Genomic DNA, 22,762 nt, shown 5'->3' with positions numbered 1-22,762 from the left:
TGCACACCGGGTCGTGAATATCGGGGGTTCAGGGGGTGAAGAAGGGTTTGGCCTGCATCGTCGGCGGCACCGGCACCCCCATCCGCGTCAAGATGGACGGCGCCAGCGCCAGTTGATCCAGCACATGATCTTCGGGCGGCAAACTGCTGGTTCCGAAGTAATAGAACGCAAAGTCCCGCTGATCCTCGCCGGTCCCGCCATGATGCCCGCGCGCGTCCTGGCCGTGGTCGGCGGTGACGATGACCTCGTAGCCCGATTTCCGCCAGCGGTGGAGGAACGGGGCCAGGATCGCGTCCATGTGGAAGCAGGCATGGTCCATCTCGGCGCAGTCGTGGAAGAAGCGGTGGCCCATGCTGTCCAGAGTGCAGGTGTGCAGGATGCCGTAGTCGATGCCCTTGACCTCGCACAGCCGCGTCAACGTCCCGAATAGATCATGGTCCGACGGCGTCATCTGGTTCGCGTGCCCGTAGCCGTGCATCGTGTGAAACCGCCCGTGCGTGATCGGCCCCCCCGGCTCGTCATATTCGATGTCGCGGACCACATCGAAGGGCGCGCGGTTGAAGAATTCCGACCAGTAGCTGTGCGTCACGGCGCCCGTCTTCTTTCCCGCCAGCGTCACCTCGCTGAAGACGTCGGGATAGGTGACCCGCCGGATATCCGCATTGTCCCAGATGTGGTGTTGCTGCGGCGGCACCCCGGTGTGGATCGAGGCGTAGCAGGACGCCGACGTCGAAGGCAGCACCGCCCGCATCCGCCGCACCTGGGCCTCGCCCTGTTCGACCCAGCCTTCCAGGTTGCCGAAGAGCCGCCGCCAGTTCCGGTAGGGGACTCCGTCCAGGATGATAAGCAGAAGTTTGGTCATTTCGGCCGGACGCCTCCTCGTGCGACTTCGTCTTCTCGTCGGATGGCACCCCAGCGAGGAGCGACGCAGTCATCGACGAGCAGCAGTTCAGTTCCCCGCACTTTCCATCTTCCGATGCGCGATCACCTGTTCCAGCCAGCCCTGTTCCATCTCCGGGACCGAGGACAGCAAGAGGTCGGTGTAATCGTCGAAGGGCGGGGTCAGCACGTCGGTCTTCTGCCCGTAGCGCACCACGGCCCCCTTGAACATTACCGCAATCTTGTCGGCGATGGCCTTCACCGTCGCCAGATCATGCGTGATGAAAAGGTAGGCCACCCCCGCTTCGGCCTGCAGGTTCAGCAACAGTTTCAGAATTCCGTCCGCCACCAGCGGGTCCAACGCCGAGGTCACCTCATCGCAGATGATCAGCTTCGGGTTCGCCGCCAGCGCCCGCGCGATGCAGACCCGCTGCTTCTGGCCCCCCGAAAGTTCCGCCGGAAAGCGGTCGGCAAATCCCTTGCCCATCTCGATCTGGTCCAGAAGCTCCTGCACCCGGCGGTCCCGCGCCTCGCCCTTCAGACCGAAGTAGAACTCCAGCGGTCGCCCGATGATCGTGCCCACGGTCTGTCGCGGGTTCATCGCGGTGTCGGCCATCTGGTAGATCATCTGGATCTCGCGCAGGTCGTCCTTGGTGCGCCCCGCAAGGTCCGCCGACAATTGCCGCCCGGCAAAGGTGATCCGCCCCGCCGACGGCGGCAAAAGCCCGGTGATCGCCCGCGCCAGTGTCGACTTGCCCGAGCCGCTTTCGCCGACCACAGCCAGCGTCTGACCCACCGGAAGGTCCACCGAGACGTTCTTCAAGACGTCGAAATTCGTCCCCCGATACCGCGCCGTCAGGTTCTGCACCTGCAGGATCGGCGGTGCGGGAGCCTTTTCCACATGGTCAAGACTGCGGACCGAGACCAGCGCCTTCGTATAGTCCTGCGTCGGCCGGTGGATGATCTGGCCGGTCTCGCCCAACTCCACCATCCGGCCATGCCGCAGCACCATGATGTCGTCTGCGACCTGCGCCACCACGGCAAGGTCATGCGTGATATAGAGCGCAGCGACATGGGTATCCCGGATCGCCTCCTTGATCGCGGCAAGGACATCGATCTGCGTGGTGACGTCCAGAGCGGTCGTCGGTTCGTCGAAAATCACCAGATCGGGCTTCGGGCACAGCGCCATCGCCGTCATGCACCGCTGCAACTGCCCGCCCGACACCTGGTGCGGATAGCGCTTGCCGATGCTTTCCGGGTTCGGCAGCCCCAGCTTGCGGAACAGCGCCACCGCCCGTGCCTCGGCCTCGGGCTTGGTCATCAGCCCATGCGACAGCGAGGATTCGATAACCTGCTCCATGATCTGCCTGGCCGGATTGAAACTGGCCGCCGCAGATTGCGAGACATAGGTCACCTCGCGCCCCCGCAGGGCGCGCAATGCCTTGGCATCCGCCAGCCGGATTTCCCGTCCGTTCAGATGGATCGTGCCCCCGGTCAGCCGCACACCGCCGCGCCCGTAGGCCATCGCGGACAGCCCGATGGTGGACTTGCCGGCCCCCGATTCTCCGATCAGGCCCAGCACGCGGCCGCGTGCCAGGGTCAGGTCCACCCCATGCACCAGCGTCACCTCTTTGGGAGGCTCGCCCGGCGGATAGGACGTCGCTTCGATCACCAGGCCCTTGATCTGCAACAGGGGATCAGCCACCGCGGCCTCCTTTCAGGCTGGAGGTGCGTGTCAGAATCCAGTCGGCGACCAGGTTGACGCTGATCGCCAGCGCGGCAATCGCGGCGGCCGGCAACAGGGCGGCCGACTTGCCATAGATCAGCCCGTCCTTGTTTTCCTTCACCATCCCGCCCCAGTCGGCCAAGGGCGGCTGGATGCCCAGGCCCAGGAACGACAAGGTCGAAATGAACAGGACCGCGAAGATGAACCGCAGCCCGAACTCGGCCACCAGGGGCGACAGGGCGTTGGGCAGGATTTCCCGGAAGATGACCCAGGTGCCTTTCTCGCCGCGCAGTTTCGCGGCCTCGACATAGTCCATCACCGCAATGTCGGCGGCAACGGCGCGGGACAGCCGGAACACCCGCGTCGAATCCAGCACCCCCATCACCAGGATCAGCACGGTCAGGTTCAAGGGCAGCACCGACAGCATCACCAGCGCCACGATCAGCGAGGGCACCGCCATCACCAGATCGACGATCCGCGACAGGACCTGATCGATCCAGCCGCCCTTGACCGCCGCAAGGAACCCCAGGAAGGCCCCTAGCGAAAAGGCCAGCACAGAAGAGGCCAGCGCCACGAAGATGGTGATCTGCGCGCCGTAGATCAGGCGGCTCAGGATATCTCGGCCGATGGTGTCGGTCCCCAGCCAGAACTGTGCCGAAGGACCCTCCCACTGCCCACCGGAGACGTCCCTGATCGGGTACGGCGCAATCCATTGCGCGAAGATTGCGACAAAGAGGAAGGTGCCGGTCAGCACCAGTCCGATGAGGGCAGAAATGGGGATCCTCATTTCGGGTGCCTCAGACGCGGGTTGGCCAGGATGCCGATGATGTCGGCCAGCATGTTCAGGAAGATGTAGACGGCGGCAAAGATCAGGCCGACGGCCTGCACCACGGGCAGGTCACGCTTGGTGACGTGGTCGACCAGGTACTGCCCCAGCGCGTTGTAGCCGAAGACCACCTCCACCACGACGACGCCGACGACAAGGTAGGCCATGTTCAGCATCACGACACTGACGACCGGGGCGATGGCGTTCGGGAAGGCGTGACGCCAGATCACCGTCATCGGGGACAGACCCTTGAGTTCTGCCGTCTCGATATAGGCGGACTGCATGACGTTCAGGATCGCCGCCCGCGTCATCCGCATCATGTGCGCCAGGACGACAAGCACCAGCACGATGACGGGCAGTGCGACCGCGTTCAGCTTGGCCCAGAAGGTCATGCCGGGAAAGACCATCGCCACGGGCTGAAAGATCGGGATCAGTTGGGTGAAGATGTAGATGACGAAATAGGCCGCCACGAATTCGGGCAGGCTGATCGTGGTCAGCGTGATCCCCGAGATCACCTTGTCCGGCCATTTTCCGGCATGGCGCGCAGCGGTCAGCCCAAGCAGGATCGCCAGCGGTACCGAAATGGCCGCAGCGCATCCGGCCAGGAACAGCGTGTTCCCCAGCCTCTGCCCGATCGACTGCGCGATGTCGGCACCATTCGTCAGGGCCTTGCCCAGATCACCCGTCAGGATACCGCCCAGCCACTGAAAATAGCGCGTCAGCGGTGGCTCGTTCAGCCCCATCTTCTCGCGCAGGTTGGCCAGCGCCTCGGGCGTCGCCTGCTGGCCCAGGATCGCCTGTGCGGTATCGCCGGGCAGCGCCTCGACGCCCAGGAAGATCACTGCGGACACGGCCAGCAAGAGCAGGAGGCCCAGCGCGATGCGCTGGACCAGCAGTTTCAGGATCGGATGCACCGGGCCGGCCTCAGGCGTTCAGCCAGCAACGGACCTGCGCACGACCGTTCATCAGCTCGCCGTTCGGGTCGTCGACCCAGCCGCCGATGTTGTCGCTGACGCCCGACACGAAGTCGTTGAACATCGGCAGGATCAGGCCACCCTCGTCGCGCAGGATCTGCGCCATTTCGCTGTACATGCCGCTGCGCTTTGCAGTGTCCAGCTCGCCCCGGGCGGCAAGCAGCAGCTCGTCGAACTTGGCGTTCCTGAACTTGGTGTCGTTCCATTCGGCGGTCGACAGATAGGCCGTCGAGTACATCTGGTCCTGCACCGGCCGCCCGCCCCAGTAGGACGCGCAGAACGGCGCCACGTTCCAGACGTTCGACCAGTAGCCGTCATCGGGCTCCAGCTTCACCTGCAACGGGATGCCCGCCGCATTGGCGCTGGCCGCGAACAGGTTCGCCGCATCGACCGCGCCCGGGAAAGCCCCCGGAGCGGTCGCCAGAACGATCGGGCTGCCGTCATGGCCGGACTTCGCATAATACTCTGCCGCCTTCGCCGCGTCGTATTCACGCTGCTCGAACGTGTCCTCGAACAGCGGGTAGGCCGCGTTGATCGGGAAGTCGTTGCCCGGGGTGCCAAGGCCGCCCAGGATCTTCTCGACCATCTCGCCCCGGTTGATCGCAAGTTTCAGCGCCATCCGCAGGTCGTTGTTGTCGAAGGGGGCCTTGTCGCAGTGCATGATGAAGACATAGTGCCCCCGACCCGGGACGGCCTTGATCTGCACCCCCGGCACGCCCTTCAGAAGGTCGACGATCTTCGGGTCGACCCGGTTGATCATGTGGATCTGGCCCGACTGCAGCGCCGCCGTCCGCGCCGTGTTGTCGTTGATGACCAGGATCTCGACCTCGTCGGCATGGCCGATGGTGCTGTCGAAGTAGTTCGCGTGCTTCTTGAACGTGTGCCGGACGCCGGGTTCGTTCACGACGACCTGGTAGGGCCCCGCGCCGATGCCAGCCGCCGGATTGTCCACGCCGCCGCCGGGCTGGATGATCAGGTGATAGTCGCCCATCAGGAAGGGCAGGTCGGCGTTGGCTGCGTTCAGCTTCAGGGTGACCATGTCCCCCTCGGCCTTCATGTCCGTGATGCCCTGCACGATCCCCAGTGCGCCGGACTGCGCCTTCTCGTCGGTGTGCCGCTTCAGCGTCGCCACCACGTCCTCGGCCGTCACCGTGCCGCCGCCGTGATATTCCACGCCCGCGCGGATCTTGAACTTCCATTCCGTCGCGTCGGCGTTGGACGAGATCTCTTCGGCGATCCGCGGGTCGATCGTGCCGTCAGGGTTCACGTCGCACAGCATCTCGCCCCAGGTCATGTTCACCTGGAACGGCACTTCCGAAGCCGCCAGCGCCGGATCAAGGCTGTTGGTCGATTCCCCGCCCTGCATGCCGACACGGATCACGCCGCCCTTCTTGGCCTCCTGCGCCTGCACCGCCTTGCCGAACAGCGCCGAGGCAAGGCCCGCCGACACGCCAAGGGCCGTCGTCCGCCCGACGAATTCGCGCCGGGTCATCCGACCCTGCTTGGCCTGCGCCACCATCCAGTCAAGCTGCTTGTGCTTGTCGTTCATTGCCGTCTCCCTGATTGGCCCCGTTTCGGGGATTCTTTTGTTGACTTGAGGATCAATAAACCGCGAACCGCCCCGTGCGACAAACGATTTCTCACGCGCGGTTACACAAAGTCTCGTGCAACCGTCTCGTCCCAGTCGCGCTGGAAAACGACTGTTCCGCTCTCCCATGCGGTCAAGATCGCCTGCATCCGCAGATGCGTGGCCGTCGCGGTCATCACCGTCTCGGCCCGCGTCCGCACCCGCCAGTCGCCGCGCGACAGGTGTTGCTCCCAGGTGATCTCGGCCCGCGCGGACAAGGGGTCTGCACCGATCTCCCAGCGTTCCGTCGTATGCTCGCCCGTCACCAGCCCATGCGTCAGGTTCTCCGGGTCGCCCTGGTCGTCCTCGACCACCAGCGCATGACGGCCCGCAATCAGGTCGCTCTCGATCTTGCGGCTGGCCGACCCGACCCGCAGCATCCGGTGCTTCCAGGGGGCTGCCGTCTCGGCGGGTGGAGGCACCCATTCCTCGCCCGTCCCCTGATGGACCGGCAGGTCCAGACTCGCTTGGCTGATCTGCAGCGTTGCCGCTTCGGGGCTGGGCCAGACGAAGGGCCAGTAGGTCGTCGACAGCGCCAGCCGCAGCTTGTGCCCCGCGGCCACCCGATAGCCCATCTGGTCCAGGACCAGCGTCACATCCTCCGGCACGCCAGGCAGCATCGGCTCCGGCGCTTCGGGGCTGCGGCGGTGGCAGAGGTTCAGGATGCCATGCGCGATCCTGACCGAGGACCCATCCGGCGCCACGTCGCACAGCCGCGCCACCAGGAAGGCCAGCGGCTTGTCCGACGCCAGACGCAGCGACAGTCTTGCGGCGCCCAGCAGCTCCAGCGGCTCCGACAAGGCTGCCGCATCGAAACAGACCGACAACGCATCATCCGTGCGCTGGTCGCCCGACATCTCGCCATTCAGCCCCATCGGAAAGAACTCGCCCGCCGTCATGCCCAGATGCTGCGGCGTGCAGAGGCTGGCTGTGAGCGGCCCAGCAACCCCCAACCCCGCATCCGAAACCAGCAAAACCCGGCGCGACACCCGGGGCGTCGGCCATTCCGATTCCGCAATCCAGTGCCCGTCGCGGTGGTCCGCGCTTGGGTTCGGCGGTGCCGAGTGCAGCATGTAGGCGCGGAAGGCCGGATCATCCTCGGCCCCGTTCGGGATGTCCTTCAGCCAGCGGTCCCACCAGCGGATCGCAAGTTGCAGGAACCCGATCTTCGGTCCCGGCACTGCCGTATGCGGATACTGATGCACCCAGGGCCCGATGATCCCCTTCACCGGCCCGCGCGCATTCTCCATCAGCGCGGCCACAGTGTTCATGTAGTTGTCGTTCCAGCCGCCGAAGGACAGGATCGGGACGGTCATCCGGTCCCAGTCCTCGCAGATCGAGCCGTGCTTCCAATAGGCGTCGCGCGTCTGGTGCGACGCCCAGCCCGGCGCATGGAAAGGCTGGTTCTGCAACCGCTGCAACCAGGTCTCGCGCCAGCCATTGTGCAGCAGAGGATCGCCGGGGCGCGACGAATAGCTCAGCATCACCGACCCCCAGCCGAAGTTTTCCCCCAGCAAAGCGCCGCCCTTGAAGTGGATGTCATCGGCAAAGCGGTCGGTCGTGGAATAGACCGAGATCACCGCCCTCAGTGCCGGGGGTTGCAGAAACGCCGTCTGCAGGCAGTTGAACCCGCCCCAGCTTTTCCCCATCATCCCCACGCTGCCGCTGCACCAGTCCTGCTTTGCCAGCCAGGCGATCACGTCACAGGCGTCTTGCAGCTCTTGCGCCGAGTATTCGTCCTCCATCAGCCCATCGCTGTCGCCATTGCCCCGGATGTCGACCCGGACGCAGGCATAGCCGTGGCCCGCCACGTAAGGATGCATCAGCTCGTCGCGGGCCAGGGTCCCGTCGCGCTTGCGGTAGGGGATGTATTCCAGCACGGCCGGGACGGGGCGAGCGGTGGCATCGACGGGCAGCCAGACCCTTGCGGACAGTCGGGTGCCGTCGGGCATCGGGATCGACAGGTCTTCGATTTCGGTGATCTCGGCAGGGAAATTCGAGCGGATTGTCACGAGGAGGGGGCCTTTCCGATTCTCTGATGTCATCCGATATTATCCGTTCGTGCAATTCAAGCGCCTCGTGAGGGAAACCTCCTCGTGCGCCTTCGGCTTCTCGTCGGGTGGCGCAGCGAGGCGCGACGCAGTCGACGACGCGCGCCGTGGGGCAGAAGCGCGGGTGTCTGCAGGTGTTGAGAAACCGTTAATGCCCGAAACCAAGCTATTGATACAAAATGGTATTCAGCGTTTGTCCACCGTGGACACTTTTCCCTGTTCACCCCCGCACACCCTCCGCGCGGACACATCGGGATGAAATTCCGGCCCCCCGGGTCTACCTTCATCTCCAAAGGAGACAGCCCATGTGGAATCCGCTTCTCGACCCTTCCATTCCGATCGGAACCCAGGTCGACCAGATCGAGACCGTCATCGTCCCTCGCGCCCGCGACCTTGGCGGGTTCGAAGTCCGTCGCGCGCTGCCCTCGGCCCAGCGGCAGATGGTGGGGCCCTTCATCTTCTTCGACCAGATGGGCCCGGCCGAATTCCTGACCGGCCAGGGCATCGACGTCCGCCCCCATCCGCACATCGGCCTCGGGACAGTCACCTATCTTCTGAAGGGAAAGATGCACCACCGTGACAGCCTGGGCACCGACCTCTGGATCGAGCCCGGCGCGGTCAACTGGATGATGGCGGGGCAGGGGATCACTCACTCCGAACGGACCGATGGCGAGGCCCGAAAGGCCCCCCTTTCCCTCTTCGGCCTGCAAACCTGGCTTGCCCTGCCAAAGGACCGCGAGGAAGATGCCGCCGGTTTTGCCCACCTGGAACGCGCCGCCCTGCCGGAACTGGAGGGCGAGGGAAAACAGGTCCGCCTGATCCTCGGCACCGCTTGGGGCGAGAAGGTCGGCCTGGATATGCCCTCCGAGGTCTTCTACGCCGACGCCCGCCTCCAGCCCGGCGCCTCGATCCCGCTGCCCGACGACCATGAGGACCGCGGGGTCTACATCCTGGACGGCGAGATCTCATGTGCGGGTCAGACCTTCGAGGCCGGCCGGATGCTGGTCTTCCGCCCGGGCGACCGGGTCTCGGTCAAGGCAGGCCCGCAGGGTGCCCGGATCATGCTTCTCGGCGGCGCCACGATGGACGGGCCCCGCTTCATCTGGTGGAACTTCGTCGCCTCCTCGAAAGAGAAGATCGACGCCGCGCGCGAGGCCTGGCGGGCCGGGGACTGGATGCACGGCAGATTCAAGCTGCCCCCCCACGACGACGACGAGTTCATCCCGGCACCGGAAAGGTAGCGGTGGCCGGTGAAAATCCCGTGCTTCCCCCATTGACGCCCCCGGGGGAAGCGTCTATCCCGCCCCACAGCGCGCGGTGGTAGCTCAGTTGGTTAGAGTACCGGCCTGTCACGCCGGGGGTCGCGGGTTCGAGCCCCGTCCACCGCGCCAGCTTCCCTTTCCTGGATCGACCTCAAGGATGTCCACGGTGGACATTTCTGGATATCCCAGTGATACCAATGGGTTGGTCGCGGACGTTAGAGGTTTATTAACGTCTCAAAGCCATGCTTTTGGCCATGTCGCGTTACCTTCGTCCCCGCGTTTCCGGTGCCTTGGTGTCCTCCCCGTGCCCCTGGCTGACCGCGCCGCCCGGACCTTGACAGACCATGCCACGCTGCCGCGTCGGGCAGTGGAGGTGACTCGCGCCGAACGCCCGTTCCGCATCGATTCCTGGGTGGTTCTGCCTGACCACCTGCATGCCGTCTGGACGCTTTCGCCGGCCCAACGCGATAGTCGGGAGGGCAGGTATGGGTGGTGACGACGCGTCAGCCTCAAACCCCCGTAGGGTGCGTGATTGCACGCACCGCGGCCGAACGGGAGGGTTTGCAGGAGACTACTCGGTCGGGTGTTGTGTGGTGGCAAGTAAAGCTTGGTGCGCATGTTCGAAACGTGTTTGGTGCGTGAAATCACGCACCCTACGGCCAGCTTAGCGGAAGACTTCGCCGGTATCTGCGTTCAGGTAAAGACGGTTAGCCACAGTCGAACCACCGCAGTAAGTGAAGTAGATAGGTTGGTTGCGATGGTTGGAGGACTTCAGCCAACCGCCCATGTCCCGGAAATCTTGATCCTTGCATCTACCCTGCGCAATCAGCGATTGGGCTGCTTCTGCAAACGCAACTCTGTGTCGCGCGAAGTCGTCGGATCCGGCCACCAATGCTTCAATCCCCGCAGCGCCCGCGGCTGGATCAGGCGGGCGGACATCCGAAAGATATTCAGCCGAAACCCATTCGGCGAATTGCCCATCGATGATGCCATTTGCAGGGTCGCAAGATGCGTTGCCAGTATCAACGTATTGGCTGCGTCCATTCACGCATGAAGCGTCGTAGCTTTTGGTCACGCGGGCCCAACCGTCGCGGCGTTCCAGAACGCTGGTACCTTCACGAAAGAAGAACTGCCCGACAACGCCGCAACTATTCGATGGGCAGGTGCGACGGTTCAACCTTTCGGACGTGACCCAAAACTTGCCGTCGTCTTCGGTCGCGGACCAGGGACGCGGGTTAGGGTCGGGTGCTGCGATTTGCGTGGGGGCGTTCTTCGGGGCAAGGACGCCGACAAGAACGAAACAGGCGAGAAGCGAAACGAGCGCAATCCAACGCCTCCTGAACGGCTTGAACGGGTACACCATGCCGGCGAAACAAACGACCGACGCAAGTGCCAGCACCGACATAACGCCAACATTCCCGTCCAAATCCCTAGCCCTTCAACGATTCATTGGGCGAAGAATAGCAAGGTATGCGTGTGTGCGAAGGTCTTTCCTGCCAGCCCGCCTTCCCTGTGTAGCAAGGCTGCGTGAGGCCACGCACCCTGCATCTGTCCTTCTCGCCAGGCCGACCCTCGCCTGTCGCGCCTTGTTTCGAGGCTAACCTCCTCCCGCAAGGAACCCCACCGTTTCCCGCTTGACGCCCCTTCACCAACCCCTTATCTGGCCCCTCAGCGCGCGGTGGTAGCTCAGTTGGTTAGAGTACCGGCCTGTCACGCCGGGGGTCGCGGGTTCGAGCCCCGTCCACCGCGCCAGCTTCCCCTCATCCACCCAGGACTGACCTTACAGTCAGGGTGTCGCATGGCGGCCTTGCGCGATTTCAGGGTAGGACCTGTCTGTGGGCCGGGCCGTTCCCGGCAGGAGGAACCCGCATGGCCTTTCTCGACCAGATCCCGCTGTCGATCCTGATCCTTGCAGCGCTGACCCTTGGCCTCGCGCCGTTCTTTCCCGAGCCGCATATCTGGGAAAAGCTCAAGATGCTGGTTGCGGGCGATCTGGTGAAGCCGGTCGATATCTTCGACCTTCTGATGCATGCCGCACCCTTTGTTCTGCTTGGGCTGAAACTGGTTCGCATGGCAGGCAGCGGCCCGGCGGGCTGAGGGCGCCACAGCGCCAGGAGATCAGGTTTGACACCAGGGCTCCGGCCATGGGCTACTTGCGCGACAGGGCGGGGGAGTCGCGTCATGCAGCATCACACCACCAGGGTCACCGGCGGCTGTCTTTGCGGCCGGGTCCGCTATGAGGCCGAAGTCTTTCTGCACAACGGCTATATCTGCCATTGCACCATCTGCCAGCACAGCACCGGACAGCCAGCCGAGATCACCGTGCTGATCAAGGCAGGAACGCTGAAATACCTGAAGGAGGAGCCGCAGTATTACGCCTCCTCGCCCGAGGGCAAGCGCGGGTTCTGCGGCACCTGTGGATCCCGGCTGGTCTGGCAGGCGGTCCGGCCCGAGGACGACTGGCTGACGAACCTGACGGTCGGCAGCCTTGACCGGCCCGCCGACGCGCGCATGACGCGGCACATCTACGCCGACACGCAGTTGCCCTGGTACAAGGTCTGCGAAGACCTGCCAAAGCTGACCGTTTCGGATGCGGACCGGCTGCTTGTCGAGTTGGCGCGCGAAACCGGAGCCTGACCGACCGCCTACAGGGTCATGCGATAGCGGATATGGCCGTCGTTGTCGCAGAACTGGTTATAGAGACGGCGCGCGGTCGCGTTTTCGATCTCGGTCAGCCAGTAAAGCCTGCGCCAGCTCTTCGCGCGGGCGATGGCGATCAGGTCCTCGATCAGCGCGCGGCCAAGGCCTTTGCCGCGGGCTTCGGGGGCGACGAAGAGGTCTTCCAGATAGCCGTCGTCGCCCAGGACCCAGGTGGAGGGGTGGTGCTGGTGGATCGCAAAGCCCTGCGGGGTGCCGTCCAGGCAGGCGAGGCGCGCGGTCAGGGGGTTGGCGGGGTCCATCAGGCGGGCCCAGGTGAAGGCGGTCACCTCGGGCGGCAGGGTGATGCCGTAGCCGTCGCAGAACCCCTGCCAGAGCCGCAGGAAATCGCTTTCATCTTCGGGCCTTGCGTCGCGAAGTTCAAGCATTTCGACCGGGGGCATCACGCGATGCGGGCCAGGATGCGGGCCCAGGAGCGGATGCCCTTGTGGAACGACTCCAGGTCGTACTTCTCGTTCGGCGAGTGGATCTGGTCGTCGTCGCGGCCAAAGCCGATCAGCATCGCGTCCATGCCGAGGATCGACTTGAAGTAGCCGGCCACCGGGATCGACCCGCCAGCGCCCACGAAAGCGGCGGGGCGGCCCCATTCCTCGGTCAGGGCCTGGCGGGCGGCCTCGAACGCGGGGTCCGAGATTTCCATCACCGAAGCCGGGGACCCGCCCTCGCCGTCGCCGTCCCAGACGATTTCGCAATTGGCGGGCAGTTGCGCCGCGGCCCAGGTCATGAAGGAGGCACGGATCTTTTCGGGGTCCTGGCGCGAGACCAGGCGGAACGAGACCTTGGCGTGGGCTTCGGACGGCAGCACGGTCTTGAAGCCTGCGCCGGTATAGCCGCCCCACATGCCGTTCACTTCGGCGGTCGGGCGGGACCAGATCTTTTCCAAGGGCGTGCGATCCTGTTCGCCTGCCGGGACCGAAAGGCCGACGTCGCCCAGATAGCGGGCATGGTCGAAGGACAGGGCCTGCCATTGCTGGCGCAGCGTGTCGGGCAGTTCGTCCACGTCGTCATAAAAGCCGGGGACCTGAACCCGGCCCTGGGAATCATGCAGGCCCGCCAAGAGGCGCGACATCAGGTGCAGCGGGTTCTGCGCCAACCCGCCATACATCCCGGAATGAAGGTCGCGGTTCGCCGCGCGGATGGTGAATTCGACCTTCGCCATTCCGCGCAGCATGGTGGTGATGGCGGGGGTGGCACCCTCGAACAGCCCGGTATCGCAGATCAGGGCGAGGTCGCAGGACAACTCCTCGCGGTTGGCTTTCAGGAAGGGGATGAGGGAGGGGGAGGACGATTCCTCCTCACCCTCCAGAAAGATCGTCAGCTTGCCGGGCAGGGTGCCGTGAACGTGTTTCCACGCCCGGCAGGCCTCGATGAAGGTCATCAACTGGCCCTTGTCGTCCGACGCGCCCCGGGCGCGGATCACCTTGCCTTTCGGGGTGTCCTGCAGTTCGGGATCGAAGGGGTCGCGGTCCCAGAGTTCAATCGGATCAACGGGTTGCACGTCATAGTGGCCGTAGAAGAGGATGTGCCTGCGCCCCTCGCCGCCATGCGCCACGACCATCGGATGCCCGGGGGTGCGGGCGGCGCGGGCGTCAAAGCCGAGGGATGCAAGGTCGGCGGCCAGATGGTCGGCCGTCCGCGCGCAATCGGCCGCAAAGGCGGGATCGGTCGAGATCGAGGGGATACGCAGCAGCTCCATCAGCCGGTCCAGCGACTGGGGCAGGGTTTCGTCGATGCGCTGAAGGACGGCGTCGAGGGACGGGGGCATGGCACTCTCCGGGATTTGATCAAGAACCAGCCTAGCAGCCGGGTTGGGACTGTCCAGAGCGGGCGGGCTGCGGTATGGAAAGGGGGCCGTCGGCATCGGGGTGACAAATCGTCCCCTTGGCAATCCCGGCGAGTTGACCGAAATCAAGGCACCCCTGCGGCGGTTCAGGCAGAACCATCGCAAAAGGAACCGGGACGCATGACCAGATATACCGACGCGATCGACGCCAGCCTGCAACGCCTGCACGACGAAGGCCGCTACCGCACCTTCATCGACATTGCGCGCAGCCAGGGCCAGTTTCCCCATGCGGTCTGGACGCGGCCCGACGGGTCCAAGAAGGACATCACCGTCTGGTGCGGCAACGATTATCTGGGCATGGGCCAGCATCCCGAGGTGCTGGGCGCGATGCACGCGGCGCTGGATGCCACGGGCGCCGGGTCGGGTGGCACGCGGAACATCAGCGGCACGACGGTCTGGCACAAGGCGCTGGAAGCCGAGATTGCCGACCTGCACGGGAAAGAGGCCGCGCTGGTCTTCACCTCGGCCTATATCGCCAATGACGCGACGCTTTCGACGCTGCGGACCATCTTCCCGGGGCTGATCATCTATTCCGACGCGCTGAACCATGCCTCGATGATCGAAGGCGTGCGGCGGGGCGGGGGCGAGAAGCGGATCTTCCGGCACAATGACGTGGCCCACCTGCGCGAGCTTCTGGCCAAGGATGATCCGGCGGCGCCGAAGCTGATCGCCTTCGAATCGATCTATTCGATGGATGGCGATTTTGGTCCGATCAAGGAAATCTGCGATCTGGCGCAAGAGTTTGACGCGCTGACCTACCTGGACGAAGTGCACGCAGTCGGCATGTATGGTCCGCGCGGGGCAGGGGTGGCGGAACGCGACGGGCAGATGCACCGCGTCGACATCATCAACGGCACGCTTGCCAAGGCTTACGGTGTCTTCGGCGGCTATGTCGCAGCTTCGGCGCGGATGGTGGATGCGGTGCGGTCCTATGCGCCGGGCTTCATCTTCACGACCAGCCTGCCGCCGGCGGTTGCTGCGGGTGCAGCGGCGTCGGTCCGCTTCCTGAAAGGGACGGGCGGTCAGGCACTGCGGACGCGGCACCAGACCCAGGCCACGATCCTCAAGACCCGCCTCAAGGCGATGGGCCTGCCGATCATCGACCACGGGTCGCACATCGTCCCGGTCCATGTCGGCAATCCGGTGCACTGCAAGATGCTGTCCGACATGCTGCTGGAGGACCACGGCATCTATGTCCAGCCGATCAATTTTCCGACTGTTCCGCGCGGGACGGAGCGGCTGCGCTTCACGCCCTCGCCGGTGCACGGCCCGCAGGAGATCGACAGGCTGGTGCGCGCGATGGATGCACTCTGGTCCCATTGTGCGCTGAATCGCGCCGAACAGGTCGCCTAAGGGCTTTGGCCCGTGGAAAAGCCCTTGTCCTATGTTACTGTTTGCCCAATACGAACAACGATGTGAGTCGCTGGGGAAGGCGACCACGAAGACGAGTGCACCGAAGGGGACAGCGGGCAGATGATCGGTTGGAGGTCGAAACCTTCGACAACCGAAGAGGACAAGCCAAAGGGCTTTGACGACTTCGAGTTGCGACTCGGCGATCTTATGCGTGGCGAACGTGCCACGCTGGGCAAGTCGCTGCTTGACGTCCAGCGCGAGTTGAAGATCAAGGCGACTTACATCGCCGCCATCGAAAACGCCGATCTATCGGCCTTCGAGACCCCCGGCTTTGTCGCAGGTTACGTTCGGTCCTATGCGCGCTACCTGGCAATGGACCCCGAGTGGGCGTTTGAACGCTTCTGTGCCGAAGCGGGTTATACCGTGTCGCATGGGCTGTCCTCTGCCGCTGCACCGCAGCAATTCGCCAAGGCCCGGGCCCGGGCTGAACATGCTGACCCGCTGGCCGACCCCAATGCCAGCTTCATCCCGCGCGGCGAGGCGATCTGGTCGCATATCGAACCCGGTGCCGTCGGGTCCATCGCCGTCCTGGTCGCTCTGATCGGGGCCATCGGTTACGGCGGCTGGTCTGTGTTGCAGGAAGTGCAGCGCGTACAGCTTGCGCCCGTCGACGAGGCCCCGACCGTGGTGGCCCAGATCGATCCCTTGTCGAACGCCGGAACCGTCGGCCAGCAGATTGCCGTGGCCCGCCCTGCGGAACCTGCGGCTGAAGCCGTGGCCAGCGCCGAAGGCTCTGCAAATCGGGATGTGCTGGACCGGCTTTACCGGCCTCAGGCGCTGGACGTGCCCGTCCTGACGTCGCGTGATGGTCCGATTGCTGCGATCAATCCGCGTGAGACGGGGGTTCTTGTCGAAGTGGCCGAGGCGGACGCCGTGGATCAGGCCATTGACCAGGCGGTCGAGAGCGAAGTGCAGGTCGTGGCCGAAGCGCAGCAGGGCATCGAAGTCCTGGCCGTGCGTCCGTCCTGGGTGCGTGTGAACGCCGCCGACGGCACGGTCCTGTTCGAGAAGATCCTGGATGCAGGTGAACGCTACACCGTGCCGCCTCTGGAAACCGCTGCGGTGTTCCGCACGGGGAACTCGGGTTCGATCTATTTCGTCGTGGACGGCCTGACCTACGGCCCCGTGGCACCTGGTGCCCAGGTGGCCAAGGATATTCCGCTCTCGCCCGAGGCGCTGACGCAAAGCTTTGCCCAGGCCGATCCGATGGCGGATGAGGACCTGGCGCGCTTTGCCACAGCGGATGCCTCTTTCGTGGTTCCCGCCCTGGCTGGGACCGAATAGGCGGATTGCCGGGACTGCCCCCGCGGCTTATGCTGCGGCGGCAAGAAACGGAGCCCGATCCCATGACCCACAATCCGATCCGCCCCTGGCGCAACATCCAGCGTCGGCCCTCGCGGCAGATCCGGGTCGGCAAGGTTCTGGTGGGCGGGGATGCGCCGATCAGCGTCCAGACGATGACCAACACGCTGACAACGGATGTGGCCGCAACGATCGAGCAGATCCAGCGCTGTGCCGTGGCCGGGGCGGACATCGTCCGGGTCTCGACCCCCGATGAGGACTCGACGCGGGCGCTGAAGGAAATCGTGGCCGAAAGCCCGGTGCCGATCGTCGCGGACATCCATTTCCACTACAAGCGCGCCATCGAGGCGGCCCAGGCCGGGGCGGCTTGCCTGCGGATCAACCCCGGAAACATCGGCGACGCCCGCCGCGTGGCCGAGGTGGTGCGCGCCGCAAAGGACCACGGGTGCAGCATCCGCATCGGGGTCAATGCCGGGTCGCTGGAAAAGCACCTTCTGGACAAGTACGGCGAGCCGTGCCCCGATGCGATGGTGGAGTCGGGCCTGGACCACATCAAGCTGTTGCAGGACAACGATTTCCACGAATTCAAGATCAGCGTGAAGGCCAGTGACGTCTTCATGGCCGCCGCTGCCTACCAGCAGCTTGCCGATGCGACCGACGCGCCGATCCATCTGGGGATCACCGAGGCCGGGGGCTTTGTCTCCGGCACGGTGAAGTCGGCCATCGGTCTGGGAAACCTGTTGTGGATGGGGATCGGCGACACGATCCGGGTCTCGCTTTCGGCGGACCCGGTCGAGGAAGTGAAGGTCGGCTTCGAGATCCTGAAATCGCTGGGGCTGCGGCACCGGGGGGTGACGATCATCTCGTGCCCGTCCTGCGCCCGGCAGGGGTTCGACGTGATCAAGACCGTCTCGGCGCTGGAGGACCGGCTGGCGCATATCACCACGTCGATGAGCCTGTCGATCATCGGCTGCGTCGTGAACGGCCCGGGTGAGGCGCTGATGACCGATATCGGCTTTACCGGCGGGGGCGCGGGCAAGGGGATGGTCTACCTCGCCGGCAAGCAGGACCATACCCTGTCGAACGACCGGATGGTGGACCACATCGTCGAACTGGTCGAGGCGAAGGCCGCCGAGATCGAGGCGGCAGAGAAGCTGGCGGCGGAGTAGGCAAGGGCTCCTCCTCGTGCGACTTCGTCTTCTCGTCGGTGCCGCCAGCGAGGAGTGACGCAGTCATCGACGAGCGGACCGGGTGCGGCGCCTAATCCTCGCCCAACTCCTGCGCCAGATGGTCGATGAAGGCTCGCAGCCGCGCCGTGACCGACTGGGCCGAGGGGTAGACGAAATAGATCGCCTTTCGCGGTGTGGACCAGTCCGGCAGCACATGGACCAGCCTGCCTTGCGCGATTTCCTCGCGGACGATCATCCCGGGCAGTGGGGCGATCCCGGCCCCGGCGACCACGGCATCGCGGACCGCAAGGTGCGACCCCAGGCGCAAGGGCGGCGCGAAGGGCAGGGTGATCTCATCGGTCCCGTTGCTGAGCGGCAGGCCCCCCGCCCAAAGCGTTGCCAGACCGACCAGCGGAAACCGGACCAGTTCCGTGGGATGGTGCAGGGCGTCAAGTCCGGGAAGGTGTGGCGATGCGGCCAGCATGGCCTGACCGTGCAAAAGTCGGCGCGCGACCTGGCTTGAATCCTCTAGCGGGCCGAAGCGGATGCAGCCGTCGAAGCCTTCTTCCAGCAGGTCGGGCGCGCGGTCGAGGAAGTGGATCTCCAGCGTCACCTCGGGGTGAAGCTTGCGAAACCCGGCAGCGATGGGGCCGATCAGAAGATTGCCGATCACCTGCGGCACGGCCAGCCGCAGATGCCCGCGCGGGGTGCCGCCGGATTCGCCAAGCGCGCGCCGGATATCCTCGGCCTCGCCCAGAAGACGGTCGGCGCGGGCGGCAAGGACCTCGCCCTCTTGCGTGGCACGGAGGGTGCGGGTGGACCGCTCGATCAGCCGGACGCCAAGGTGGGATTCCAGGTCGGCGACGCGCTTCGACAGGGTGGACTTCGGCACCCGCAGCGTCAGGGCTGCAGCCGAAAAGGACCCCTCGCGCAGGACGGTGCGGAAGCCGCGCAGGGCGGTGAGGTCTATGTCATTGTCCATAATTCGGGACGCACCTTGCAGGAATGGCTGACTTGTCCATGATGGTGGACTTTGGCATCTTGCACAAGACCAGATCGAAGGAGCCCCCGTGACCCGAATGACCGAAACACCGTCCTCTCGCGCGGTGAGTGGAACAGTGACGGCGGCTGTGCTTGGCCTCGCCTCGATGACGATCATGGCGAATGCGACGGTTGCCTCGTCTTTGCCGGGCCTGCGGGCGCATTATGCCGACGTGCCGCATATCGACACGCTGGCCGGGCTGATCGTGACGCTTCCCTCGCTGGCCATCGTCTTGTCGGCGGGCCTGATGGGGGTGCTGATCGACCGCTGGGACCGGCAGAAGCTCTTGCTGGTGACGGCGGTGCTCTATGCGGTCGGGGGGACCTCGGGTCTTTGGGCGGAAAGTGTCTGGGCGATGCTGGTCGGGAGGCTTGCGCTGGGACTGGGGGTTGCAGGGACGATGAACCTGGGCATGACCTGGGCCAGCGACCTGTGGCAGGGGCCGGAGAGGGCGCGGTTTCTGGGGATGCAGGGGGCGGCGATCTCGGCGGCGGGGATCGTCTTCATGCTGCTGGGGGGCCTCTTGGCCAGCTATCACTGGCGCGGGGCCTTCGCGGTCTATGCGCTGATCCTGCCCATCGCGGCGCTGGCGTTCGTGGCACTTGGTCCGCATGCCCGCCAGATCGCGGCCGAGCGCGACCAGCCGAAGCCCGTGCAGACCACCGCCGACCGCTTCCCCTGGGCAGCCTATGCCTTCATCGCGCCGCTGGCCTTTCTGTTCCAGGTCGCGTTCTACGTGACGCCCACCCGGCTGCCGTTCCATCTGGAGGCGCTGGGGACCACCAGCCCCCTGGTCGTGGGCGCCCTGATGGCGGCGCTGGTCACCGTCTCGGCCCCGGTATCGCTGATGTATGGCCGCATCCGTGCGCGGCTGTCGGCGATGACGATCTTCGGGCTGTCGTTCGTGCTGATCGGCTTGGGCTTTCTGGCACATGCCACCGCGACGGACTGGCATGGCGTGCTGTGGGGGTCACTGATCGCGGGGTTGGGGATGGGGATCTCGATGCCCAACTACACGACCTGGTTCATGGCGCGGGTCCCGGCGACGATGCGGGGGCGGGCCTCGGGCCTGTTGACCACGGCGTTCTTCCTGGGCCAGTTCGCCTCGCCCCTGGTGTCGGCACCGCTGGTGGCCTGGCTGGGGCTTGCTGGAACCTTCGCGGCGGTTGGAGGCGGCCTGGTCGTGATCGGCGTCGGCCTCTGGGTTGCCCATGCGCTGCGGCCCGAACCGACGGCGGTCGAGGCTTGAGGCGGCCTAGTGGGGGATCGATTTCGAGAAGAGGTTCACGATCAAGACCCCCACCAGAATGAAGGCAAGCCCCAGGATGGCTGCAAAATCAAGCGTCTGGCGATACCAGACCCAGGCCACGCCGCTGATCAGCACGATGCCCATGCCCGACCAGATCGCATAGACGACCCCGGTCGGCATCACCCGCAGCGGATAGGACAAAAGCCAGAAGGCCACCGCATAGCCGAAGATCGCCACCAGCGAAGGCCAGAGGCGGGTAAAGCTTTCCGACCGGGCCAAAGCGGTCGTCGCAACCACTTCGGCCACGATGGCCGCCAGAAGAATAAGGTAGGTCCGGGTCATGCCTGCCTGCTCGGATAGGGCCTGTGTACTCCGGCATCCTGCGCGGGACGGCAGCACAAGTCGAGTTGGCCTGCGACGTTTGCCCAAGCGTATCCGGCAAACGCGCCGCCACAGCGGGCCACGCGGGGCAGCCGGGTTCAGCCGTCCGCGCGCATGTCGGCGACGAAGTCGCGCATGATGTTCAGCGGCGCATAGCCACGCATCACGCCATCCCCCATGATGAAGGCCGGAGTGCCGCTGATGTCCATCATCTCGGCCAAGGCATAAGTGTCCTGGATGACCGCCATCACCGCAGGCGTGTTCATCCGGTCGACGATCGGTTGTGCCTCGTATCCCAGATCGCCTGCCAGCCGGGAGAGAGTCTCGATCGTAGGCTCGCCTCGCAGGGCGATCAGGGCATCATGCGCCTTTCCGTAGGCCTCGTCACCGTGCAGCTGGCGCAGCGCGATGGCGAACTGGGCCGACAGCATCGACGCTTCGCCCAGGATTGGGAATTCCTTGACCACGAAGCGGATGTTGCCATCGGTCGCGATCAGCTCTTCGACCTCGGCATAGGCCTTGCGGCAGTAGCCGCAGCGATAGTCCATGAACTCGACCAGGGTGATGTCGCCGTCCGGGTTGCCGCCGACCCAGTCGTTCGGATTGGCGAAGATGCGCGCGCTGTTGGTTGCGATGATCTGGCTGTCACGGTCCAGCCCCGCCCGCTCTTCGCGCTGTTGCAGGACGTCCATCGCCTCGATCAGAACCTCGGGGTTTTCCAGAAGATAGGCCCGCACTTCGTCGCGGAAGGCCTTGCGCTCGGCCTCGGTCATGGTCGCGACGGGTGCGGTGACCGGCTCCTCGGCAAAAGCGGGCAAGGCGGCAAGGCCGGCGATCAGGCCAAGGGCAAGGCGGGTCATGAAGGCTCCTGCAAGACCGCGGATCTGCGGCGGGCGGAGGATAGGGGGGGCCTTGCGGCAAGACAAGCCGCTCGCCGCTTTGTGATCCGCGGGATGCGGGCGGAATTTACAAACCGCGGCCAAGCAGGGATAAGGCGGCGATGACCCCGCTGAAAACCCTGATCCTGACCCTGCTCCTGGCCCCGTTTGCGGCCCAATTTCTGGCCCTGCCCACGGCGGCGCAAGAGCTGTCGGCGCTGGCCAGGGTGAACCCGATGCGGTCGGGGATCGTGGCCACCGGCAGTGGGCTGGAGCTGCGGCTGGAACTCAGCCAGCCGGTGCCCTGGCGCCTGCGACTGATGGACAACCCGCCCCGTCTGGTGATCGACGCGCGCGAGGTGGACTGGAAGGGGGCCGAGACCCTGGCCGTCGTCAAGCCCGGCGTCTCGCTGCGGGCGGGCCGCTTCCGTCCCGGCTGGTCGCGCATGGTGCTGGAGCTGGAAGCCCCGCACAAGGTCGCGCGGGCCGAAATGTCGACCGGCGAGGCGACCCGGCTGGAGATCGTGCTGGAGCCGACGGATGCCGCCAGTTTTGCGCTGGAGGCGGCGCGGCCTGACCTGCCGGACTGGGCCTTACCCGAGGCGGCCCAGCTGGTGCCGCCTCTGCCGCAAGGCAACGGCCCGCTGGTCGTCGTCCTGGACCCCGGCCACGGCGGCATCGACCCCGGCGCCGAACGTGACGGGGTCAGCGAAGCCACCCTGATGCTGACCTTCGCGCGCGAGGTAAAGGAAGTCCTGCTCCGCGATGGCCGCTTCCGGGTGGTGATGACGCGCGACGAGGATGTCTTCGTGCCTCTGGAAACCCGCACCTCGATCGCACGCGAGGCCGAGGCCGACCTGTTCCTGTCGTTGCACGCCGATGCGCTGGCCGAAGGCGACGCGCAGGGGGCCACGGTCTATACCCTGGCCGCCGAGGCTTCGGACGAGGCGGCGGCGGCGCTGGCCGAACGGCATGACCGCGACGATCTTCTGGCTGGAGTGGACCTGACAGACCAGGACGACGTGGTGGCCGAGGTTCTGATGGACATGGCCCGGACCGAGACCGCGCCACGTACCGACCGATTGGCACAAGCGATGGTCGGGGCGATCAAGGCGGCCGAGATACGGATGCACCGGCACCCGCAGCAATCGGGAGGCTTCTCGGTCCTGAAGACGCCCGACATCCCATCGGTCCTGCTTGAGGTCGGGTTCCTGTCCTCGGACCGCGATTTTCAGCGCCTGTCCGACCCGGCCTGGCGCGCGACCCTGGCCGAGGCGCTGCTGCAGGCCCTGGTCACCTGGTCCGCGGAAGACACGGCGCTGCGGGCTGCGGCCAACCCCTGACCCTTGCGGAACCCCGCCCGGACAGACATTTGTGACCGGCCAAGGTTTTGACGCGGGGGCGCGTCTGGTATACTGCGGG

20 protein-coding genes and 2 tRNA genes are annotated in these 22,762 nt (G+C 65.4%); 10 read left to right on the top strand and 12 right to left on the bottom strand.

All coding sequences use genetic code 11. The features are described from left to right. Nucleotides 1–28: 28 nt before the first annotated feature. The 6 genes from Q8M85_RS04735 to Q8M85_RS04710 all read right to left on the bottom strand — a co-directional run bounded on the left by Q8M85_RS04735 (nt 29) and on the right by Q8M85_RS04710 (nt 8,077). The gene (locus Q8M85_RS04735) at nt 29–862 is read right to left on the bottom strand and encodes an alkaline phosphatase family protein (RefSeq protein WP_305540912.1); all 834 of its coding nucleotides are present in this window, start codon (nt 860–862) and stop codon (nt 29–31) included. 87 nt (nt 863–949) lie between these two features. Beyond that, the gene (locus Q8M85_RS04730) at nt 950–2,584 is read right to left on the bottom strand and encodes an ABC transporter ATP-binding protein (RefSeq protein WP_305540909.1); all 1,635 of its coding nucleotides are present in this window, start codon (nt 2,582–2,584) and stop codon (nt 950–952) included. Next, entirely contained in the window at nt 2,577–3,392 is an 816-nt protein-coding gene (locus Q8M85_RS04725; protein ID WP_305540906.1) for an ABC transporter permease, read from the bottom strand. Before Q8M85_RS04725 ends, Q8M85_RS04730 begins: the two co-directional genes overlap by 8 nt. Next, nucleotides 3,389–4,345: an ABC transporter permease gene (locus tag Q8M85_RS04720; RefSeq protein ID WP_305540903.1), complete on the bottom strand. Its 957-nt coding sequence runs from the start codon at nt 4,343–4,345 to the stop codon at nt 3,389–3,391. The genes Q8M85_RS04725 and Q8M85_RS04720 overlap by 4 nt, the downstream gene beginning before the upstream one ends. A gap of 10 nt (nt 4,346–4,355) precedes the next feature. Beyond that, a complete protein-coding gene (locus Q8M85_RS04715; RefSeq protein WP_305540900.1) occupies nt 4,356–5,954 on the bottom strand; it encodes an ABC transporter substrate-binding protein in 1,599 nt (532 codons plus the stop codon). A gap of 101 nt (nt 5,955–6,055) precedes the next feature. After that, nucleotides 6,056–8,077 carry a CocE/NonD family hydrolase gene (locus tag Q8M85_RS04710; protein ID WP_305540897.1) on the bottom strand — a complete coding sequence of 674 codons (2,022 nt, stop codon included), beginning with the start codon at nt 8,075–8,077 and terminating at the stop codon, nt 6,056–6,058. A 311-nt stretch (nt 8,078–8,388) separates the two neighbouring features. On the opposite strand from Q8M85_RS04710, the gene Q8M85_RS04705 reads away from it, so the two are divergent. Both Q8M85_RS04705 and Q8M85_RS04700 read left to right on the top strand, forming a co-directional pair. Then, entirely contained in the window at nt 8,389–9,324 is a 936-nt protein-coding gene (locus Q8M85_RS04705; protein ID WP_305540894.1) for a pirin family protein, read from the top strand. Between the two features lie 73 nt (nt 9,325–9,397). Next, nucleotides 9,398–9,474: transfer RNA gene (locus Q8M85_RS04700), tRNA-Asp, on the top strand. A 535-nt stretch (nt 9,475–10,009) separates the two neighbouring features. On the opposite strand, the gene Q8M85_RS04695 is transcribed toward Q8M85_RS04700, so the two are convergent. Next, entirely contained in the window at nt 10,010–10,750 is a 741-nt protein-coding gene (locus Q8M85_RS04695) for a hypothetical protein (RefSeq protein ID WP_305540892.1), read from the bottom strand. Between the two features lie 270 nt (nt 10,751–11,020). On the opposite strand from Q8M85_RS04695, the gene Q8M85_RS04690 reads away from it, so the two are divergent. From Q8M85_RS04690 to Q8M85_RS04680, 3 genes are all read left to right on the top strand, one after another. Beyond that, nucleotides 11,021–11,097: transfer RNA gene (locus Q8M85_RS04690), tRNA-Asp, on the top strand. A gap of 117 nt (nt 11,098–11,214) precedes the next feature. Continuing rightward, a complete protein-coding gene (locus tag Q8M85_RS04685; protein ID WP_305540889.1) occupies nt 11,215–11,442 on the top strand; it encodes an RND transporter in 228 nt (75 codons plus the stop codon). A gap of 84 nt (nt 11,443–11,526) precedes the next feature. After that, nucleotides 11,527–11,982 carry a GFA family protein gene (locus Q8M85_RS04680; protein WP_305540886.1) on the top strand — a complete coding sequence of 152 codons (456 nt, stop codon included), beginning with the start codon at nt 11,527–11,529 and terminating at the stop codon, nt 11,980–11,982. 8 nt (nt 11,983–11,990) lie between these two features. Here the strand turns inward: Q8M85_RS04680 and Q8M85_RS04675 are convergent, their stop codons facing one another. After that, on the bottom strand, nt 11,991–12,446 hold the full coding sequence (locus Q8M85_RS04675; protein WP_305540883.1) for a GNAT family N-acetyltransferase: 456 nt from the start codon (nt 12,444–12,446) through the stop codon (nt 11,991–11,993). Further along, entirely contained in the window at nt 12,446–13,828 is a 1,383-nt protein-coding gene (locus Q8M85_RS04670) for a M20/M25/M40 family metallo-hydrolase (protein WP_305540880.1), read from the bottom strand. The genes Q8M85_RS04675 and Q8M85_RS04670 overlap by 1 nt, the downstream gene beginning before the upstream one ends. A 198-nt stretch (nt 13,829–14,026) precedes the next feature. On the opposite strand from Q8M85_RS04670, the gene hemA reads away from it, so the two are divergent. The 3 genes from hemA to ispG all read left to right on the top strand — a co-directional run bounded on the left by hemA (nt 14,027) and on the right by ispG (nt 17,790). Next, complete coding sequence (hemA, locus tag Q8M85_RS04665; RefSeq protein ID WP_305540877.1) at nt 14,027–15,259, top strand: 5-aminolevulinate synthase; 1,233 nt, start codon at nt 14,027–14,029, stop codon at nt 15,257–15,259. Between the two features lie 120 nt (nt 15,260–15,379). Next, on the top strand, nt 15,380–16,603 hold the full coding sequence (locus tag Q8M85_RS04660) for a helix-turn-helix domain-containing protein (RefSeq protein ID WP_305540874.1): 1,224 nt from the start codon (nt 15,380–15,382) through the stop codon (nt 16,601–16,603). A 62-nt stretch (nt 16,604–16,665) separates the two neighbouring features. Next, a complete protein-coding gene (gene ispG / locus Q8M85_RS04655; RefSeq protein ID WP_305540871.1) occupies nt 16,666–17,790 on the top strand; it encodes a flavodoxin-dependent (E)-4-hydroxy-3-methylbut-2-enyl-diphosphate synthase in 1,125 nt (374 codons plus the stop codon). 91 nt (nt 17,791–17,881) lie between these two features. Here the strand turns inward: ispG and Q8M85_RS04650 are convergent, their stop codons facing one another. Beyond that, nucleotides 17,882–18,772 carry a LysR family transcriptional regulator gene (locus Q8M85_RS04650; protein WP_305540868.1) on the bottom strand — a complete coding sequence of 297 codons (891 nt, stop codon included), beginning with the start codon at nt 18,770–18,772 and terminating at the stop codon, nt 17,882–17,884. 97 nt (nt 18,773–18,869) lie between these two features. Between Q8M85_RS04650 and Q8M85_RS04645 the strand changes: the two genes are divergently transcribed. Then, complete coding sequence (locus Q8M85_RS04645) at nt 18,870–20,081, top strand: MFS transporter (RefSeq protein ID WP_305541025.1); 1,212 nt, start codon at nt 18,870–18,872, stop codon at nt 20,079–20,081. Nucleotides 20,082–20,087: 6 nt separating this feature from the next. On the opposite strand, the gene Q8M85_RS04640 is transcribed toward Q8M85_RS04645, so the two are convergent. Together Q8M85_RS04640 and Q8M85_RS04635 are read right to left on the bottom strand one after the other, a co-directional pair. After that, nucleotides 20,088–20,423 (bottom strand): SMR family transporter, encoded by a 336-nt coding sequence (locus tag Q8M85_RS04640; RefSeq protein WP_305540865.1) that lies wholly within the window; start codon nt 20,421–20,423, stop codon nt 20,088–20,090. Nucleotides 20,424–20,560: 137 nt separating this feature from the next. Next, entirely contained in the window at nt 20,561–21,322 is a 762-nt protein-coding gene (locus Q8M85_RS04635) for a DsbA family protein (RefSeq protein WP_305540862.1), read from the bottom strand. 140 nt (nt 21,323–21,462) lie between these two features. On the opposite strand from Q8M85_RS04635, the gene Q8M85_RS04630 reads away from it, so the two are divergent. After that, the gene (locus tag Q8M85_RS04630) at nt 21,463–22,683 is read left to right on the top strand and encodes an N-acetylmuramoyl-L-alanine amidase (protein WP_305540859.1); all 1,221 of its coding nucleotides are present in this window, start codon (nt 21,463–21,465) and stop codon (nt 22,681–22,683) included. Nucleotides 22,684–22,762 lie beyond the last annotated feature (79 nt).

Origin of the sequence: Tabrizicola sp., from assembly GCF_030694085.1 — a bacterium.
GTDB lineage: Bacteria > Pseudomonadota > Alphaproteobacteria > Rhodobacterales > Rhodobacteraceae > Tabrizicola.
Note: the sequence above shows the minus strand (reverse complement) of the source record. Positions and strands in the feature narration are given on the sequence as shown.